The 19002-nt window shown below is 61.6% G+C and carries 19 protein-coding genes; 1 reads left to right on the forward strand and 18 read right to left on the reverse strand.

Features of this window, described 5'->3' with window-relative positions:
* Positions 1–15 precede the first annotated feature (15 nt).
* The 13 genes from ASD00_RS00115 to ASD00_RS00175 all read right to left on the reverse strand — a co-directional run bounded on the left by ASD00_RS00115 (position 16) and on the right by ASD00_RS00175 (position 12876).
* Positions 16–759 (reverse strand): helix-turn-helix transcriptional regulator, encoded by a 744-nt coding sequence (locus tag ASD00_RS00115; RefSeq protein WP_025425907.1) that lies wholly within the window; start codon positions 757–759, stop codon positions 16–18.
* Between the two features lie 12 nt (positions 760–771).
* Positions 772–1512: a helix-turn-helix transcriptional regulator gene (locus ASD00_RS00120; RefSeq protein WP_025425906.1), complete on the reverse strand. Its 741-nt coding sequence runs from the start codon at positions 1510–1512 to the stop codon at positions 772–774.
* Between the two features lie 839 nt (positions 1513–2351).
* Positions 2352–4028 carry a flagellar basal-body MS-ring/collar protein FliF gene (fliF, locus tag ASD00_RS00125; RefSeq protein WP_057204230.1) on the reverse strand — a complete coding sequence of 559 codons (1677 nt, stop codon included), beginning with the start codon at positions 4026–4028 and terminating at the stop codon, positions 2352–2354.
* A 372-nt stretch (positions 4029–4400) separates the two neighbouring features.
* Positions 4401–4793 carry a hypothetical protein gene (locus ASD00_RS00130; protein ID WP_025425904.1) on the reverse strand — a complete coding sequence of 131 codons (393 nt, stop codon included), beginning with the start codon at positions 4791–4793 and terminating at the stop codon, positions 4401–4403.
* A 72-nt stretch (positions 4794–4865) separates the two neighbouring features.
* Positions 4866–5420, reverse strand: a complete 555-nt coding sequence (gene cheD, locus ASD00_RS00135; RefSeq protein ID WP_025425903.1) for a chemoreceptor glutamine deamidase CheD — start codon at positions 5418–5420, stop codon at positions 4866–4868.
* Positions 5417–5806 (reverse strand): response regulator, encoded by a 390-nt coding sequence (locus ASD00_RS00140; protein WP_025425902.1) that lies wholly within the window; start codon positions 5804–5806, stop codon positions 5417–5419. Before ASD00_RS00140 ends, cheD begins: the two co-directional genes overlap by 4 nt.
* On the reverse strand, positions 5806–6864 hold the full coding sequence (locus ASD00_RS00145) for a chemotaxis response regulator protein-glutamate methylesterase (RefSeq protein ID WP_025425901.1): 1059 nt from the start codon (positions 6862–6864) through the stop codon (positions 5806–5808). Before ASD00_RS00145 ends, ASD00_RS00140 begins: the two co-directional genes overlap by 1 nt.
* The gene (gene cheR / locus ASD00_RS00150; protein ID WP_025425900.1) at positions 6861–7769 is read right to left on the reverse strand and encodes a protein-glutamate O-methyltransferase CheR; all 909 of its coding nucleotides are present in this window, start codon (positions 7767–7769) and stop codon (positions 6861–6863) included. The genes ASD00_RS00145 and cheR overlap by 4 nt, the downstream gene beginning before the upstream one ends.
* Positions 7766–8236, reverse strand: coding sequence for a chemotaxis protein CheW (locus tag ASD00_RS00155; RefSeq protein WP_025425899.1), 471 nt, complete (start codon positions 8234–8236; stop codon positions 7766–7768). The genes cheR and ASD00_RS00155 overlap by 4 nt, the downstream gene beginning before the upstream one ends.
* Before the next feature lie 5 nt (positions 8237–8241).
* Positions 8242–10530, reverse strand: a complete 2289-nt coding sequence (locus ASD00_RS00160) for a chemotaxis protein CheA (RefSeq protein ID WP_025425898.1) — start codon at positions 10528–10530, stop codon at positions 8242–8244.
* 19 nt (positions 10531–10549) lie between these two features.
* Complete coding sequence (locus ASD00_RS00165; RefSeq protein ID WP_025425897.1) at positions 10550–10915, reverse strand: response regulator; 366 nt, start codon at positions 10913–10915, stop codon at positions 10550–10552.
* Between the two features lie 3 nt (positions 10916–10918).
* Positions 10919–11212, reverse strand: coding sequence for an STAS domain-containing protein (locus tag ASD00_RS00170; protein ID WP_025425896.1), 294 nt, complete (start codon positions 11210–11212; stop codon positions 10919–10921).
* Positions 11213–11253: 41 nt separating this feature from the next.
* Positions 11254–12876, reverse strand: a complete 1623-nt coding sequence (locus ASD00_RS00175; RefSeq protein ID WP_025425895.1) for a globin-coupled sensor protein — start codon at positions 12874–12876, stop codon at positions 11254–11256.
* A 258-nt stretch (positions 12877–13134) separates the two neighbouring features.
* Between ASD00_RS00175 and ASD00_RS41270 the strand changes: the two genes are divergently transcribed.
* Entirely contained in the window at positions 13135–13395 is a 261-nt protein-coding gene (locus tag ASD00_RS41270; protein WP_146160866.1) for a hypothetical protein, read from the forward strand.
* 181 nt (positions 13396–13576) lie between these two features.
* Here the strand turns inward: ASD00_RS41270 and ASD00_RS00185 are convergent, their stop codons facing one another.
* The 5 genes from ASD00_RS00185 to ASD00_RS00205 are packed head-to-tail and all read right to left on the reverse strand — an operon-like array spanning position 13577 to position 18772.
* Positions 13577–14968 (reverse strand): FGGY-family carbohydrate kinase, encoded by a 1392-nt coding sequence (locus tag ASD00_RS00185; RefSeq protein WP_057204233.1) that lies wholly within the window; start codon positions 14966–14968, stop codon positions 13577–13579.
* A 4-nt stretch (positions 14969–14972) separates the two neighbouring features.
* The gene (rhaM, locus tag ASD00_RS00190) at positions 14973–15287 is read right to left on the reverse strand and encodes an L-rhamnose mutarotase (protein WP_057204235.1); all 315 of its coding nucleotides are present in this window, start codon (positions 15285–15287) and stop codon (positions 14973–14975) included.
* Between the two features lie 7 nt (positions 15288–15294).
* A complete protein-coding gene (locus ASD00_RS00195; protein WP_025425891.1) occupies positions 15295–16299 on the reverse strand; it encodes an ABC transporter permease in 1005 nt (334 codons plus the stop codon).
* Complete coding sequence (locus tag ASD00_RS00200) at positions 16299–17279, reverse strand: ABC transporter permease (protein ID WP_025425890.1); 981 nt, start codon at positions 17277–17279, stop codon at positions 16299–16301. Before ASD00_RS00200 ends, ASD00_RS00195 begins: the two co-directional genes overlap by 1 nt.
* Complete coding sequence (locus ASD00_RS00205; protein ID WP_025425889.1) at positions 17276–18772, reverse strand: sugar ABC transporter ATP-binding protein; 1497 nt, start codon at positions 18770–18772, stop codon at positions 17276–17278. Before ASD00_RS00205 ends, ASD00_RS00200 begins: the two co-directional genes overlap by 4 nt.
* Positions 18773–19002: the final 230 nt, after the last annotated feature.

Here is a 19002-nt window from a genome sequence, read left to right on the forward strand (position 1 = left end):
CGGGTCGCCCGATCTTCAGCTGATGTAGCCGAGGCGAATAGCCTTGGCGATCGCCTGAATACGGTTGACCGAATCGAGCTTGGTCGTGGCGGCGCCGAGATAGGCGTTCACCGTGTGGACGGAGAGCCCCATCCGTTCGGCGATCTCTTCGCTGATATGGCCGTCGCCGGCCATCTGCAGGCAGGCGATCTCACGATCACTCAGCGTCTCCGGCCGCACCATGCGCTTCTCGTCAGCCGCCAGAAGGTCTGTCATGATCGTGCAGCTACGGCCATGCAGATCAACCACCTGCTCGGTCGTCGCTTCGACATAGCTGCCGGCGAAGACCACATATCCATTGCCCTGCGCACCGAGCCGCACGGGAAAGGCAATGCCGGAATAGGGTAGCTTGCGCGCTTTCAGACGGTGGCCGAAGTGCCCGAACTCGAACATCTCCGCCGCCTGATGTTCGCCCGAGCCATTCCAAAGCACCGGCAGCAGCGATGTGTCGAGATGGGCCGTCAACTCGTCGCCGTAAAGAGTTATGAGATCATGCGCGTTCGCTTCCGAGGAAACTCCCCAGTTGTCGAGCACGCAGGTCAGCTTGCGCACCGCGCCCATACCCTTGCCGTTGAGCCGCAGGACGGCGAAATGCTTGGCGTTGATCTGACGCTGCATCGCCTGCAATCGTGTGATCAGAGTGGCCGCGCGCGCCGCCCTGCCGCTACGGCTGTGCCGCTGGTCGTCGTCGTTGCGTCCACTGGCGAGGAAATGGGTCATCAGTCTCGCCCCTCAGACCAGGTTGTTGCGGACGGCATAGGCGATCGCCTCGGAGCGGGTTCGCGTGGCTGTCTTTCGCATGACGCTGGTGATGTAGTTGTTGATTGTGTTGCGGGAGATCCCGAGAATGACGGCGATCTCTTCGCTCGTCTTGCCCTCGGCGATCCAGGACAGGCACTCCAGTTCACGGTCGGTCAAGTCGAAGTCGCGATCGTGCCGCACTTCGGCGCGTGTGGTGAAGCTTGCGAGGTATCCAGCAAGCAGGGTCACATCGCGCAGGCTCTCCTGCGACAGGATCACATCCTCGGGAACGAGCAGCATCAACGAGAAGCGCAGCCGTCCGACATTGAAGGTGACCGCGCAATATTCGCGGCTGATGCCCCGTGGCAGGTCGATGTCGTCGGGCAGCGAATAGAACACTGGCTGCAGCACCGAGAGGCATTTTTCAAGCTCGGTCGTCTTGGCATGAAGTCCGATGATGATGCCCGAAAGCCGTCTGACGATGTCGAACGGCCAATCCGAGCAGACGACGAAGTCGAGCCCGTTATCCTGCGAGAGATCGTATCGCGCCAGGAGATAATGGCTCGCGCCAACATATTCGGTCAGCGCCGCAAGCCCGCTTCCCAGGTTGGCGCGCCCCGCCATGTCGCCCAGCCGCCGAAACAACTGATCACGCGTAAGCCCACCACCGCGTAGGCGTGTCGACGCTGTCGGCAAAGGCCAGACAGTTATGTCTGCTTGCGAAATGTCCATGATGTCAGCCCCCGTGCCGGATTCACCGCCCTGGAACCTGCGCTTGCACTGTCGCCGCCAACAGCCGGCCCAAGCCGAATATCACCACCAGTCGCAATTCAGGACGCGAATCAATGTTAAAAATGTACATCCGTCCTCAAAAAAAACCATCGTCATCTTCTCGCTATTTACTTCACCACCCTTTCATGAAACGATTCGCCGAGATGCTGCTTCAGCATTGTCCGATCCCGGGCACCACGCAGCACATGTTTTGACATAGCGTTGATATTTAAAAGAGTTTTGCCGTTCGAATTGCCCCTGCTCCGCTGACGCACCGATTTCGCGCAGCGCTGGGCGGCTCGCTGAGCACAAATTCAGCCCAAATCTCGTCATTCACCAGAGTCAGAAGAAGCTTCGAACAGGGGCGAATTTTACTTTCGACTGACGCCTGTTGCGAAAATGCATCAATTATTCACTCGAACAACCGCAGTCTATCAATATATAAAACTCGAATACGTCGAGAATTATTATCGAATAACCCAATTTATATTCCAATTTATCTGTGTATTGACGATGGCAGACGCAGTAAACCGGCCCACCTTCCGCACCCGGGCAGCAACGGCGGAATCTAAAAATTAAGATCTCGTTAAAGTATTACAATCGCGGGCCGCACCCATGACTCGGGCGACGGCACAACGATTCTTACCGTGGATTCAGCGGCCGATACCGGCAACCGCCGAGACTCGCACAATATTTGCACGGGACACGACGGCAAGAGCGCTGCACCCGCAACGCCTGCGAAACGAAAAATCCCGCCGATGCGGCGGGATTTGTCACTATCAGACGATTTCTGTGTGTGATCAGGCGGCTTTCTCGAGAGCCCATTTGCGCAGGATCTTTGCGGCGCGCTCTTCGCTGATCTCGACCATGCGTGCAAGGCGCCTTTCCGGTCCTTCCTTGACGCGACGGTTGAAGGCGCCTGCGTCTTCGCCCATGCTGAGCAGATCGTCGGTGCTGTCGAAGCCGAAGTCGGAGCCGAAGCCGTCCATGAGGGCGCCACCGGCACCTGCTGTCGCAGGGGAGAAATCGGGCAGTTCGAGACCGGCGGATTCGTTGGCGAGCTGGCCGGAGCTTCCGCCAAGGCCGAGCTGCCGAGCCAGCGGCCGCATGCCCATCCAGACCACCAGGAAGGCGACGACGACGAAGGCGAGCGCGTTGATGATGCCGCCAAGATTGCGCGTCAGCGTCTCCATGAGACCCGGACCCGAGATGGCCTGGTCAAGCAACTGCGTCTCGACGAAGTCCATGGCGTTCAACGTCACCACGTCGCCACGGTTCGCATCAATGCCGGCGGCTGACGATACGATCTTCTGCATCTCCTGAAGATAGGCATCGATCTTTGCCTGATCGACCGGCTCACCGACCATGGCGGCAAGGCGGCCGCGATTGACGACCACCGCAATCGACAGGCGCTCGACCGTGTAGCTGTTCTTCACGGTGGCGATCGTCTTGCTGTTGATCTCGTAGTTGGTCTGTTCTTCCTTCTTCTCGGCCTGGTCGTTCGACTGCGGGCCGGCACCGCCGCGCGGAGCGGCCTGCGGGATGTTCTGCTGTACGGTTGCGGCATTGTCCGGCTGCTGCTGGCTGGACTTCTGCTCTTCCTTGGTGACACGGGTGGAGCGTTCGACGCGCGATTCCGGATCGAACATCGTTTCCTGGATCTGCTGCGTGTCGGTGTTCAGACGAGCCGTAACGCTGGTGCGGAAGTTGTCCATGCCGAGGAATGGGGCGAGCGCGTTGTCGATCTTCTTCTCAAGCTCGGTCTGGACATTCTGCACCACGCCCAGCGACTGGTTGAGGGCGCTGTTGGCCGGATCGTCGCCAGAGGCGAGAAGCTGGCCGGTCGAATCGAGGATGGTCACGTCATCGAAGTCGAGCCCCGGTACGGACGAGGCGACGAGATGGCGGATGGAGGCTGCGGCATTGCGGCCGACCGTGGCGCTGGCGCGGATCATCACCGAGGCGGTCGGGTTCTGGTCTGCCTTACGGAAGCTGCCACGCTCAGGCATCACGATGTGGACGCGGGCGGCGGCGATACCGGAGATCTGCTGGATGGTGCGGCCGATTTCGCCTTCAAGCGCGCGAACCCGGGTGACTTCCTGCATGAAGGAGGTCAGACCGAGCGAGCCGACATTGTCGAAGAGTTCGTAGCCGGCATTGGCGCTGCTCGGCAGGCCGCGCTCGGCCAGGAGCAGACGGGACTTGCCGGTCATGCCGACGGGAACCTGGATGCTGCCGCCATCCGCACCGACGTTGAAGTCGATGTTGGCTTCTGCAAGCGCAATGCTGATTTGAGTGACGTCGCTTCGCTCAAGCCCGACATAGAGCGTCTCGAACGATGGCCTGTTGACGTAGATACCGGCCCCCAGGACCATGCCGACAGCGACAATGCCGGCGGCCGCCAGCGCTATCAGCTTGCCTTGCCCCAGACTGGCGAGGTTCTTCGTGAACATCGAAAATTGATTCAACAGACTCATTCTGTTTCCGCACCCAGTATCGCAGGACATTCGAGCCGGTCATCCGACGAGCGCCCTGCGCAGTTCCAACATTTTGGGTTTGGTGGGTGTCGCGTGCCCCGCAACGACTTCCAACACACACGAATCCATCAGCCCCGATCGGGACCGTAGGAAACGAAACTTGCGCGAACTTGGCTTTCGCCGCCAGTCTCGGGGAAATCGGGGGATATAGCTGTAGAGAAATCTGGCTGCACCGACGGACGATGCAGCCCAAAGGCCAGAGCGCTTCCATCTTAAAAGAGCGCGTCCATCTTAAACGGGGCGCGGAAACGCTCTCTTTGTTTTTACGCGTTCCCTGACGGAAAACCGCTCCGCACTTTTCCTGGGAAGGCTTTAGAACGCCTCAAAGTCGCCCGCCGCCTTGGTCAGCGGCTGCGAATGGCCGTGACGCAACATGCCGTTGCCCAGCGCCTTCTTCATGTCGGCGAGCTTGACCAGGCTAACAGCCGTGGTCACGTCGACGAGGCAGGTATCGGGGATCACGGCGGTGATCGTGTCGATGAACTCGGCCAGGCCGCGGGTCTTCTGCACGGCCAGATCGATGCCCTGCAGCACCATCATCTCGTCGCGATTGTCGAGTGCCGAGGCGCCCCGACCGCCGAGCAGCTGAGGCTCGATCCGTTCGATGAGATAGGCGACGTCGTGAAGTTCGGTGACGACGCGCATCAACACTTCGGGCAGCGATTCTTCCACGTGCGGCATGTGGCCCTGGTAGTCAGTCTGCATTGTCGGTTCTCACGTGGTTTTTCTGACGATAGTGCAGGCGTGTGGTTCGCCTGCGGAGCATGCCCCGCAGGATCAGAAGAATTCGATGGAGCTTTCGACCGGACGTGGCGCGATCACCGGGCGCTCTTCCAGCTGGACCGTGCGCTGGGTTTCCACCCCTGTCAGTGCGTACTGACGGGCGCGTCCCGACGACGGCCAGTATTCGAGCTTGCGGCCGTGTTCACCGCCGGTGCTCTCGCCGACGATGCGGATGCCTTCGTCAAGCAGGAACTGCCGGGCAAAGGCGGCATTCTGCTCACCGACATTCGAAAACCGGGCGATGGTCTTGGCGCCGCCGAAGATCTTGGCCTCGAGCCGATCACGCCGGGCGCCCTGCTTCAACAGACCGTTGATCAGCAGTTCCATGAGATGGACCCCATAGCGGGTCGCATCGCCGCCGGAAGCGGGCGACGACGCCGATCCCGGCAGCAGGAAATGATTCATGCCGCCGACTCCGACCACGGGATCGCGCATGCACGCGGCCACGCAGGAACCGAGAATGGTCGACAACACCACATTGGGATCGTTGAAGACCTTGTACTCGCCCTGAATGACATGCACGCGCTTGCCGACGGCTTCCATGTTCATTTCAATGCCCCAAATACGGCTTCGATCGCGGCCTTCATCTTTTCGATCGTGAACGGCTTGGCCAGCACGTTGTTGGCTCCGAGCGCTGCCGCCTTCTGGACCAGCGCGCGGTCGCCCTGCGCCGTCAGAATGATGAAGGCCGCCTTCTTGGTAGCCGGGTTCGACCGCACTGCCTGAAGCAGGCCAAGGCCATCCATCTTCGGCATGTTGAAGTCGGAGATGACAAGGTGATGCGGGTTCTGGGCCATGATCTTCATGCCCTGTTCCCCATCACCGGCGGCGGTGATCTGCTTGAAGCCCAGCTGCTGCAGGGCGTCGCCCAAAAGCAGGCGGCTCGTGACCTGATCGTCGACGATCAGAACTTTTATTTTTTCGGCGATGGACATTATTCGCTTCCTTCCTTCCGGAACGCCGCGGTCTTCAGTATCTCCTCCCCGATGGAACCGAGGGGGAGCTGCGTTTCGACGGCGCCCAATTCATAGGCAACTCTCGGCATACCGTAGACGACACACGTCTTTTCGTTTTGTCCGAAGGTCTTTGCCCCGGCATGCCGCATTTTCAGGAGACCGGATGCGCCGTCACGGCCCATGCCAGTCAGAATGACGCCGATCGCATTGCGACCGGCAAGTTCGGCGACCGAATCGAACAGCACGTCGACCGAAGGACGGTGGCCGTTGACCGGATCCCGATCGACCAGACGGCAGCAAGGCGCCGTCGGATTGGAGACCTGCAGGTGGCGCTCGCCGCCCGGGGCCAGATAGACCTTGCCGATTTCGAGGCGTGCGCCATCGGTTGCTTCCTGCACCGTCGGTGCGCACAGGCGATTGAGCCGCTCGGCAAAGCTCTTGGTGAAGGTGTGCGGCATATGCTGTGTGATCACAGTCGGCGGGCAGTTCGGCGGGAACTTCTGCAACACGGTGATCAGGGCCTCGACGCCGCCGGTGGAAGCGCCGATGGCGATGATCTTGCGCCCTGCCCGATATTCCGAGGCACCGTTGACATTGGCCGCCGTCGGCGCTGCCGCCTTGTTGCCGGTGATGATGAACTTTCGCTGCGAGCGGGCTGCGGCCTTCACCTTGTCGATCAGATCGCCGAAGGGGTTCGGATCGCCCGGAAGGGGTTTTCCGACGCAATCGAACGCACCGATTTCAAGTGCTGCAATCGTCGCCTCGGCACCCTTGTGTGTCAGCGTCGAGACCATGATGACCGGCATCGGGCGCAGGCGCATGATCTTGTCGAGGAATTCCAGGCCGTTCATGTTCGGCATCTCGATGTCGAGCGTGACGACATCGGGATCGAGCTGCTTGATCGCCTGGCGCGCTTCCATCGCATCGGCCGCCTGGCCGACGACGGTCACGCCGGGATCGGAATTGAGAACTGCGGTGATCAGGCCACGCATGGTGGCGGAGTCGTCGACGACGAGAACGCGAGCGGGTGCGGTCATGCCCGTCCTCCATGAAACTTGCCGGTATGGCGGTAGGTGGTGATGCCGATATTGTCGAACTGCGACTTGGCGTCGCCCGACACGCGCTCGGAATGACCGATGTAGAGATGTCCATTGGTGCCGAGCATTCCGGCAAAACGCGACCAGATCTTCATCTGCGTCGGCTCGTCGAAATAGATCACCACGTTGCGGCAGAAGATGACATCGAACGGCCCCTTGAACGGCCATTGGGCCATCAGGTTGAGCTCGTTGAAGGTGATGAGCCGCTTGACGCGATCGTCGATCTGCCACTTGAAGCGGCCGCCGGCATTGACCTCGTCGAACCATTGCTTGCGCATGGCCGGATTGACCGTTTCGAGCGCGGTGGCATCATAGGCGCCGGCCCGTGCCAGCGTCAGGATCTTCGGGTCGATATCGGTCGCGAGAATGCGGAAGTCGTAATCGGCCGCGTTCGGCAGCAGCGACAGCACCGTCAGCGCGATCGAATAGGGCTCCTGCCCGTCCGAGCACGCCGCAGACCAGATACGCACGCGACCGCCGGCCTTGGCGCGGGCAATCAGCTCCGGCAGAACCTCCGTCTTCAGATGCTCGAAGTGATGATTCTCGCGAAAGAAGCGGGTGAAGTTCGTCGTCAGATGCGAGAGCATGTCGCGGCGGGCGGCAGCGCCTGCCGGCGAGGAGACCAGCTGGCAGTACTCGCGGAAGCCCTTGAGACCGAGGTTGCGGATGTGCTTCGACAGGCGGGAATAGACCAGCGATGCCTTGGTCTCGTTGAGATAGATGCCGGCATCGGCATAGATCATCGCTGCGATTTCACTGAGATCGCGGCGCGTCAGCGGATACTCACCGCTTGCCAAACATTCATCGGGCGACTGCTTCTGCTCCAGAATGGCCTGGTTTCTCATGCTGCTTCCCTTTCTTCCTGCGGGAAGACAGATTCGAGTTCTATCAGGCAGATCAGCCGGCCTTCGATCGCGAGCACGCCGCGGGCGAAGCTCCTTTCGAATTCGGACGAGATGACATCAGGTGTCGGCTGGATCTTGTCATCGGTAATCGTCAGTATGTCGGAGACGGCATCGACCAGCAGGCCGACGACCTGGTTCTTCACCTGGGCGACGATGATGACATGGCGGACGGTCGGCTCGGCCGGCTTCATGCCGAGGCGTGCCGACAGATCGATGATCGGCAGCACCGCGCCGCGCAGATTGATGATGCCGAGCATATAGGCCGGCGCATGCGGCATTGCAGTCGCCGGTGTCCATCCGCGGATTTCGCGCACGGACATCACGTTCACGCAGAACTCCTGATCGCCGACGCGGAAAGCAATCAGCTCTCGTCCGTCCGTGGTCAGATTCCTTGCGGCATAGGTCATCGCATTCATCCAGCAGCAGCGAGAGACATTTCAGCCTTCAGCGAATGGCCACGCGAGGCGGCCACGATCGTGTCGACATCGAGGATGAGCGCCACCCGACCGTCGCCAAGAATGGTCGCCGCAGCGATGCCCGGCACGTGGGTGTAGTTGGCCTCAAGGCTCTTGATGACGACCTGGCGCTGGCCCTGGATGGCGTCGACCATCAGTGCGCGCTGGCCGCCACCTTCGGATTCCACCAGAAGTGCGACGCCTTCGACCGGGTTTGCCTGGCTGGCGCGGAAGTTGAGGATGCGACCGACGTCGACCAGCGGGCAGAAGGAGTTGCGGATCGATATCAGCCGCTGGTTGGAGCCGAACGAATGGATTGCGGCGGCTTCCGGCTGCAAGGTCTCGACGATCGCCGTCAGCGGCACCACCAGCGTCTGGTTGGCGACCGTGACCACCATGCCGTCAAGCACGGCGAGCGTCAGCGGCAGGCTCATGGTGAAGACCGAGCCGTGGCCGGGCTTCGAGGAGATGTTGATGCGGCCGCCGAGCGCCTGGATCGAGCGCTTGACCACGTCCATGCCGACGCCGCGGCCGGAGATGTCGGAGATCTTGTCGGCGGTGGAGAAGCCGGCGTGGAAGATCAGGTTGTCGATCTCCTCGTCGGAGAGATTGGCATCGGCGGCGATCAGATCGTTGTCGATCGCCTTCTGGCGCACCTTCTCGCGGTTGATGCCGGCGCCGTCGTCGGCAAGCTCGATGACGATGCGGCCCGACCGGTGCTTGGCCGTCAGGCGCACGGTGCCTTCGGCGCTCTTGCCGGCGGCGAGACGCTTCTCCGGCGTTTCGAGGCCGTGATCGACGGCGTTGCGGATCATGTGCGTCAGCGGTTCGGCCAGCTTGTCGATGACCGTCTTGTCGACTTCGGTGTTTTCGCCTTCGGTGATGAGACGGACAGACTTGCCGGTCATGTCGGCGATTTCGCGAACGATGCGCGACATGCGCTGGAACACCGGCTTTACCGGCTGCGCGCGGATCGCCATCACCGAGTCCTGGATCTCGCGGGTGAGCTGCTGCAGCTCCTCGAGGCCCATGTTGATCGACGAGGTGCCGTTGGCGTCGTTTTCGACCACGCTCTGCGACAGCATCGCCTGGTTGATCACCAGTTCGCCGACGAGGTTGATCAGGCGGTCGACGCGATCGAGATCGACGCGGATGGTCGGTGTCGCGGCGGATGCGGCTGCCTGCTGCGCGGCTGCGGATTGCGCCGCGGCACTGGCGGCGGCACCGGCCGACTTTTCAACAGGCGCACGGGCGGTCGACTGGGCCATCTGCAGCACGTTGCTGGCCGTGCCGGCGGCAGAGACGGCCGCATCGCGGATCGCCTGCCGGGCTGCCAGCTGCTCTTCTTCCTCGATCACGCCGACCGAAACAGCCGGCTCGTCGTCGAGGATCGAGAGGTCGAACGGCACCGGCTGCATCGGCAGCTCTTCGCTCGGAGCGGCTGTGTCATCGGAGACCAGCAAAATCTCGAGGTCGCAATCCCACTCGGCGAATTCGAACACGGTGCGGATCGCGTCCTCGCCCTTGTCCGTCTTCAACGAGATCTTCCAGGAGAAGTAGGCGGATTCCGGATTTAGGCGATCGAGCGCCGGAAGCGCGTCCATGTCGCAATGGATGCTCATCTCGCCAAGGCGGGAAAGGTCGCGCAGAAGCAGCGTTGCCTCGTTGCCCTTGGCGTAGAGATCGGATCTCGGCTTGAAGACGATCTCGTAGGTCGGCATCTCCATCAGCGCCGGCTCGTCTGCCTCGAAATCGTCGAAGGAGAACGCGACGGGCTGGAAGCCTTCGTCGTTGGCGACGGGTGCCGTTACAACCGGGGCGGCCTTGGTGACCGGCTCGGCAGCGGCCGACGCCTGCGGTACCTCGCCGTTGGCAAGCGCCTCGAGTTCCTTGATCAACTGGCGGCTGCGCGCCTCGTCGACGCTACCGCCATCGCGGGCAGCGTTCGTCAGGTCGGCGAGCACGTCGGCCGACTTCAGCATCACCTTCAGAACCTCAGGACCGGGGTCGAGCCTGTTGGAACGAACGCAATCAAGTGTCGTCTCGAACACGTGGGCGAAGGAGACGAGGTCGTCGAGCCCGAAAGCGCCGGCGCCACCCTTGATCGAGTGCACCGCGCGAAACACCGCATTGACCGTTTCCGGATCGCGGTCGCCGTCATTGAGCTTCAGCAGACCCGATTCCAGTTCGGCGAGTTGTTCCTCGCATTCCTGGAAGAAGATCTCTTTGATTTCGTTCATATCCATTGGAGGCTATCCTCGGACTTCAGGCCGTTACGCGCTCGATTGCATCAATCAGTTTGGTCGGGTCGAACGGCTTGACGATCCAGCCGGTAGCTCCGGCCTGACGGGCGCGGTTCTTCTTTTCGGCGTCGCTTTCCGTGGTCAGGACCAGGATCGGGATAGCGCGGTAACGGTCGTTCTTGCGCACGCCTTCAATGAAGCCGAAGCCGTCGAGACGCGGCATGTTGATGTCGGTGACGATGACATCCGGATTGGCTTCTTCGAGAACCTCGAGGCCCTCGACGCCGTCCTCTGCCTGGATCGTTTCGAAACCGGCATTGTTCAGCGTGACCAGAAGCATGTTTCGGATCGTCCGGGAGTCGTCGACTGTCAGAACTCGCTTTTTCATTCTTCAAATCTCCTTTGCCATCAGGTGATCGATATCGACCCCGATTAGCTGTGTCGTTTTCTCGAAAGCGTCCGACACCTTGCTGAAGGTGAAAGACAAATGATCCTCTTCCCAAGTCTTGGCGCCGGCCATCAGCACCTGGACGCAGAGCGTTCCAACCCGCTCGACCGCCGAGGCGTCGATCGTGAGATCGCTGCCCTTCAGGCCCAAAAGCTTCTCATGCAGCGCTGTCGCTTCGTTCAGGTCCAACACCGGAGCGAGGCTGAGCGTCTTCTGAGCGGTCTTTTTGCTGGCCATTCCTGTTTTCCTCGACTGCTAACTCTTGAGTGCCCTTGAGATCAGCGTTGCCAACCGGCGAACTGACGTTGCGGACCGTCGTCGAACAATGGCGCCGCCATTTCATCGTCGGCCATCGCCGCAGGAGCCACGAGGCCGCGTCCCTGGCTGGCGGCCGGTGTTGGTGAGGCCGCGTGGCGGCGTTCAACGCGGAACCTGCGGATCGTCTCGCCGAGCTCGACGATGACATTGTGCAGGTCGTCGGAAGACCGGACCGTCTCGCCCGCCATCGCGGCACTTGCCTGCACGGCCTGCGAAATCGCACCGATGTCAGAGGCAACGCCCTTGAGATCGCCGACCTGTTGTTCCGCCTCACGGGCGATACCGGAGACGGCGGCATTGATCGATGTGACCTGCTGGACGATGCTGCTGATCGCATCCTGAGTGCGACCGACGATCTCGACGCCGGTCTCGACCTGCGCCTTGGTGCCCGTCACCAGCTGCTTGATTTCACGTGCCGCTTCGCCGGAGCGCTGCGCCAGCGCGCGCACTTCCTGGGCGACGACGGCAAAGCCGCGGCCGCTGTCGCCTGCCCTTGCAGCCTCGATGCCGGCATTCAGCGCCAACAGGTTGGTCTGGAAGGCGATCTCGTCGATGACGCCGATGATCTGGCCGATCTTTTCGGCCGACGCTTCGATGTCGGCCATGGCGGAGATTGCCTGGCCGGCAATCTCGCCGCTGCGCTCGACAGCAACCCTTGTCTCGGTGGCTTTGATCTCGGTGGCGCTGATGCGGCTCGAGCCCGTCGCCATGCGTTCGGTCATGTCGGCAAGCGCTGCGAGCTGACCCGAGAGGGCATCGGCTTCAGCCGCCGCCTTGTCGGAAAAACCGGCCGCTCCGTCGCGCAGACGGCCAATGAAAGTCTCCGCCGCCTGACCGCGCTGATCGGCGGACTGCAGGCTCTGCTGGATCGTGTCGAGTGCCGCGTTCAAGCTGGCGACGATCGGCTGGTAGGCATCCGGCGCGCTCTCGGACAGGCGCACGCCCAGGTCGCCGTCGTTCAAGCCTTTGGCGAAGTCGCCGAATAGGGTCGTTACCGCCTGCTCGTCGGCACTGTGCTGGTCGGCGAGCTGGCGCTGATGCTGCTGGCGAAGGGCGTTGAAGCGGAGCGAGACGCCGATCTCGGTGTCGACGAAAACGGTACGGACTAGTGCCGCAACCAGATCGCACAGTTCCTTGCGACGTCCCCTGCCCATCGGCAGGAAGGACTTCGGCCAGGCCTCTTCGATGAGGCCGACCAACAAGTGTTCCAGCACGACGGCGTGGCTTGCCATCTGCCAGCGCGGATCGAGGCCCATGCGGTTCGATGTGTCGGCAAGCACCTTGACGCGCTCGGCATAGAGGCCGTCAAAGCGGGCATCGGTCAGCACGTTCCAGTGCGAAGACTGGATGTCCTGCAGGCGATCGAGCTGCCGGTCGTTGTCGAAATGGCGGGCTGCGTCGGGATAGCTCTGCAGGCGCTGGAAGAGATCGCGAAGGGCTGCGTCGATGCGAGGGGAAAGTTTCTGCCTGGTGTCGCGGACGCGGGAACAACTCTCGTCGTCGAGCCCGGCAAAGCGCAAGCGCTCCAGCAGACTGCCTGCCTGGCCCTTCCTTGCCTGTTCTGACGATGCTTCCTGCCTCAACGCTAAATCCCCGGCTTTGCATGCTTGGAATTTGCCTGGGGAGTATCCGGACGGTCCACGGTCCACCGGACGTGCACGCCACATCAATGAGATCAGCCCCCGCCGCTTGGGCGTCTGCTATCGTCCATCCCGCAAGTAAATTCGGTGAAGAATCGATACCGGACCGGAACCGGTACGGCGGGGCGGCATCATGCCTTGAGGAGACTGTGAATTTTCCCATTCCGACGTGTGGGACAATGTTTATGGTTAATTCCTTGCTTGAAGGTTAACGGTCGATGGCCTGTAACCGGAATCACTAAAATTCGCCGGGTGTTTCCTGGCGCTGTTTTTGCGGCGCAGCAATGCCGCACTATTGACCCCGAATTTCAACAGGTTTTCACTCACAAGAGTTTAGAATTGTACTTCTACTTGCGCTCGCGTATCGAAGCGAACGTGAAGTGGGCGCAGATCGCGCGGAAGAAACCTTTGCAGCAAGCAAAGCGACATCATGACGATGCGCTGACGGGAAACGAACAATGATTGTTCTTGGAATTGGCGCCGCTCTCACAGCAATCCTGACAATGATGGCCGTATCCATCGTGCTCAATCTCGAGCATAACCGCTCGACGAACCGCAGCTCGGTTTTCTAAGCGAAAAAACGAACGCCATCGTCGTCAACCGCGCACTTCATGCGGCACCGTTACTCTCCTATATTTCACCGTTACTGGTTGCCATTGGCCTGTTGCACATGGCTTTTCGTTAGCGACCGCCAGTTTTCTGCATAGTGCACAAAGCTCTCAGGCACGGGGCCGGCGAAGGCCTGCACGCCGGTCCGCACGTGGCGGCCGTCGACAAGACTTGCAGCCCCGAGGCTGGTGCCGGTCACGTTGTGGCTGTCGGCAAGGACCGGGCGCCCCGTTGCCGCCTGAAGCATGCGCAAATAGGCGGCGTTTGCAGCGAACGGTCCCTCGACCACGATATCCCCTCGCGCCCCGATGAGATCGAGGCATGTCGCCGTCATCAATGCCAGATGGAAAGAAACGGCGGCGACCCTGCCGGCCGGCGTCAGCTTCTCCTCGTCCACCGTCCAGCGCGCCTTGGCGGATGGGAAAGGTCCGGAGCCTTCGGGAAGCGAAGGCAACAGCATGTGCCCTGCCGCAATGACGGCCTCCTCGTCTTCAAACGCGGTGGGCGTCGTGCCGTCGCCGAGCAGCAGCGAGAAGGCACGACCGCCCATGAAACGCGCCGAGGGAACCGGGTCGCCGAGAGCGTTGACGTTGATCAGTGTGTCGCGATGTTCATCGAGCGTCACTTTGGCGGCGCCAACCGCCAGCATCACGACCCAGGTGCCGGTCGACACCACGGAAAACGGCGTCGTTCGGGTCAGCAGATGCGGCAGCAACGACGCGTTGGAATCGTGGATGCCGCAGTAGATAGGCGTACCCGCGGGAATGCCGGTGGCGAGGCAAAGCTCGGGCAGCAGCTTGCCGACGATATCGTCTGCCTTGCGGACGGGCGCAAACAGGTGCCGCCAGCCCTGGCCTTCCACCAGCGTCGAGAAGGCGCCTTCCGTCGGGTTCCAGAGGTCGGTGTGGCAACCGAGCGAGGTCAGTTCGTTGACGCGCACGCCGGTCAGCCGGAAGGTCCAGTATTGCGCATAGGTCAGGATCGTTGCGATCCTGGCGAAGGCGTCGGGAAAGGTCTGCTGCTGCCAGAACAGCTGCGCGCCGACATTCAGGCCCATAGGCAGGCGCGCGGAGCCGGTTTCGGCAAAAGGCGGACGAACGGCCTCATAGGCTTCCGACAGGGTATCCGGCCCGCCGAATTCATAGTCCAGCACCGGCAAGGCAAGGTCGCCGGCCTCGTCGAGGACAACCGCGGTTGCGCCGTGGGTGGTGATCGAGATCGCTTGCAAGGGATGCTCGGCCTGGAGCGCCGTCAGGCTATCGAGCACGAAGGCCCAGAGACGCTCGACATCGAAATGCGGATAGGGCTCGCCCGCGACGACACGGTTTGCGGTCTTGCGCACGGCAACCTCTTCGAAGCGATCGAGATCAACCGCTGCGACCTTGGCATTGGTCTTGCCGATGTCAATGACGCCCACGATCCGCATCGGGTCAGCTCATGTGAAAAACGGTTTTGAGCGGTACGGCGACCGGATCGTTATCCTCGCGGGTTTCCATGATGTCGGCCATATAAGCCCACCACTTCCGCATCACCGGATGGGAGGGCAGATCGGCCATGCCGTGGTCGTCCGCTCGCCAGAGGACGCCGAAGAGCAGATCGTTCTCCTCGTCGAGATGGATGGAGTAGTCCGAAATACCGGCCTCCTTCAACAGGGTCACCAGCTCCGGCCAGATGGCATCGTGACGTGCGGTATATTCGGCGGCCATTCCCGGATTGAGCCGCATACGGAAGGCGTATTTTTCCATGGAAACCTCAGTGGGCAAGACGGCGGCGGGCGCGTCGCCACAGGATGGGCAGGGCGATCACCGAGATCAACAGCAAACCGATGAAGATCGACATGACGATGCCCGGCACGTTCAGGAGCCCGAAGCCGAAGGTGACCATGCCCATGATCAGGGCCGCAAGCACGACCCCCGGTATGGTACCGGAGCCACCGAGAATGCTGACGCCGCCAAGCACCACCATGGTCACGACTTCCAGCTCCCAACCAAGCGCGATCGACGGTCGGGTGGAGCCGAGGCGCGAGGTCAGGCAGATCGAGGCAAGCCCCGCCATCAGGCCGGTGAGCAGAAACAGCGTGAACTTCACGCGGCCGACGCGGATACCGGAGAACAGCGCGGCCGTCTGGTTGTTGCCGATCGCGTAGACGGCGCGGCCGAAATTGGTCTTGTGCAGCACGACGCCATAGATCACGGCCAGGACGACAAAGAGCGTGAACTCGAACGAGAACACCCACCAGACATAGCCCTGCCCGAACCAGGAGAAGCTTCCGGGATAGCCGGTGAAGGCCTGATCGCCAAGGATGATGAAGGAGAGGCCACGAAACAGGCTCATCGTACCGATAGTGACGACAATCGACGGCAGGCCGAGACCGGTGATCAGCAGGCCGTTGACGACGCCGCAGGCGAGCCCGACCGAAAGTCCGACAACCACCAGCGCCGGCGTGTCGAAGCCGAGCTGGACGGCATAACCCATCGCCGTCGAGGCGAGCGCGATGATCGAGGCGACCGAGAGATCGATCTCGCCTGAAATGATCACCAGCGCCATGGCGAAGGCGATCATCGCCTTTTCGGTGAAGTTGAAGGTGGCGTCGGACAGGTTCCACGGGTCGAGGAAATAGGGTGAGGCCAGCGAATTGCCGATGAAGATGAGGCAGGCGACGACGAACAGCAGGCTTTCCCAACTCTTCAGCAGGCGCGCGCCGCGCCCTTCGAGGCGATCGGGAATGTTGCGGGGGGAGAGATGCGTTTCTGCCATCAGACAGCCTCCGCCTTTTTGAGGATGACGCGTCCCTTGCGCCGTTCGGCACGCGCATTGACGGCAACGGCCGTTATGATGACCATGCCGGAAATCGCCATCTGGGCAAAGGGCGAGATGTTGATGACCGGCAGAGCGTTCTTGATCACACCGAGGAACAGCGCGCCGAGCACCGCTCCCGGCACCGAACCGATGCCACCGGCGATCGAGATGCCTCCGATGACGCAGGCGGCGATGATGTCGAGTTCGAAGCCGGCGGCAATATCGACATAGGCAACGGCATAGCGCGACACCCAGAGATAGCCGGACAGCCCGGCAAGCGTCCCCGAGAGGCAATAGGCAAAGAAGCGCGTCCGGCCGACGTCGATGCCGGTATAGACAGCCGCATGCGGATTGCCGCCGACGGCGAAGAAGGCCCGCCCGAGCGGCGTGCGGCTTATCACCAGGAAGATCGCCGCGACCGTGACGACCGAGAGCCAGGACAGCACGGGAATGCCGGCAAGATCAGTGCGCGGAAAGCTCTTGAAGGCATCGCTCATCTGGTGGGCATTGATCCACTTGCCGTTGGTCAAGAGGAAGATCAGGCCGCGATAGATCGTCAGCGTGCCGAGAGTGACAACGATCGGCGGGATGTCGAGTTTCCAGACCAGCGCCCCATTGATCATCCCGAGCACCGCGCCGAGCGCTATGGCCGACAGGAGGATGACGGGGATCGGCAGGCCGGGGAACGCGGCGTTCAGCATTGCCGCGACCATGCCGGAAAGCGCCAGGTTTGCCGCCATGGACAGATCGATGCAGCGCGTCAGGATCACGGCCATCTGGCCGAGCGCCAGGATGATGAGGATCGAGGTGTCGTTGTAGACGCGTGCCAGATTGGTCGGCGCAATGAAGGGCGGGAAGCGCCAGGCGATCAGGACGACCAGCACCAGGATCGCGCCGACAAGCAGCAGTTCACGGTTTTTCAGGAGCTTGGCCATCATGCGGCCTCCGCAATGCCGGCGGCGGCACGCACCAGCTTTTCCGCCGTCAATTCTTCCCGCTCGAAGCGGCCGACAATGCGGCCCTCGCGCATGACGATGACGCGATCCGACATGCCCATGATTTCGGGGATTTCCGATGAGACCATGATGACGCTGAGGCCCTGTGCGGCAAGCTCACTCATGAAGGCGTGCACCGCGGCCTTGGAGCCGATGTCGATGCCCTTGGTCGGTTCATCAAGAATGATCACCTTCGGCTTGGTCGCCAGCCATTTGGCGATGACCACCTTCTGCTGGTTGCCGCCCGAAAGCGTGCCGACGTCCTGATCGAGGGAGGCGGCCCGCAGATCGAGCCTAGACGTATATTCCCGCGCAAGCGCGAACTCGTTGGCAAGTTTGAGGAAGCCGGAGCGCGAGGTGCGCGACAGCGACGGCAGCGTCACGTTCTGGAAGATCGGCAAGCCGATGATCGCGCCCTGACGCCCACGCTCCTCTGGCACATAGACGATACCGCTCCTGATCGCCTCGGACGGATTGCGGATCACCAGGATTTCGCCATCCAGCCTGATGGCACCTGCCGACGGGCGGGTGATGCCGATCAGCGACTGCATGAATTCGGAGCGGCCCGCGCCGATCAGCCCATAGAAGCCAAGAATTTCGCCACGTCTCAGTTCAAAGTTAATGTCCTCGAACTCGGTCGGGTGACGGTAGCCGGAGACTGTCAGAACGGGGTCGCCGATGGCTACGTCCTTCTTCGGATAGACGGAGCCGACGGCGCGGCCGACCATCATGCGCACGAGATCGTCCTGACTGACATCGGCGATCAGCCCCTCGCCGACCATCGTTCCGTCGCGAAACACGGTGTAGCGATCGGCGATGCGGAAGATCTCATCGAATTTGTGGCTAATGAAGAGGATCGCCTTGCCGTCGGCCTTCAGCCGTTCGACGAGCGCGTAGAGTTCGTGAATTTCCTTGTGCGACAGCGCCGCCGTCGGTTCGTCCATGATCACGACGCGGGCATCGACCGACAGAGCCCGGGCGATCGCCACCAGATGTTTCTTGGCAATGCCGAGATCGCGCAGCCGGATCGTCGGATCGAAATCAGCGCCGGCGCGATGCAAGAGCGCACGTGCATCCGCATTGAGCTTATTCCAGTCGATCAGGCCGAAACGGTTGCGCGGGGCATGGCCGAGGAAGATGTTTTCAGCGACGGACAGTTCGTCGAACAGAACCGTTTCCTGATGGATGGCGGTTACGCCTGCCCTTGCAGCAGAAAGCGCGGTCGGGAAGGCGGTTTCCGCATCCGCAACGCGGATGCTGCCTCCATCAGGCTGATAGATGCCCGTCAATATCTTGACGAGGGTCGACTTGCCCGCACCGTTCTCACCGACGAGTGCCGTCACGGAGCCCGGATAGAGCGACAGCGAAACGTCGGACAATGCCTTGACGCCGGGAAAGGACTTGGAGATGCCTTCAAGCGCAATGGCGGGCTTCATCCGCGATTTGATCGTATCCTGCAACACATTCCATCCGCCTGATTTGTGGGCCTGACATCCAAGGCGCCACGTCTGCAAAATTGCCCCTCACCCTAACCCTCTCCTCGCTCGCGGGGAGAGGGGACCCGTTGGCGTGTCGCCGCTTACGCCGACGCCCATTAGGAGCGGAGCATCGCCGCATGTTTCCCTTCTCCCCGTCAAACGGGGAGAAGGTGGCCGGCAGGCCGGGT

Origin of the sequence: Ensifer sp. Root31 (assembly GCF_001424825.1) — a bacterium.
Lineage (GTDB): Bacteria > Pseudomonadota > Alphaproteobacteria > Rhizobiales > Rhizobiaceae > Ensifer > Ensifer canadensis.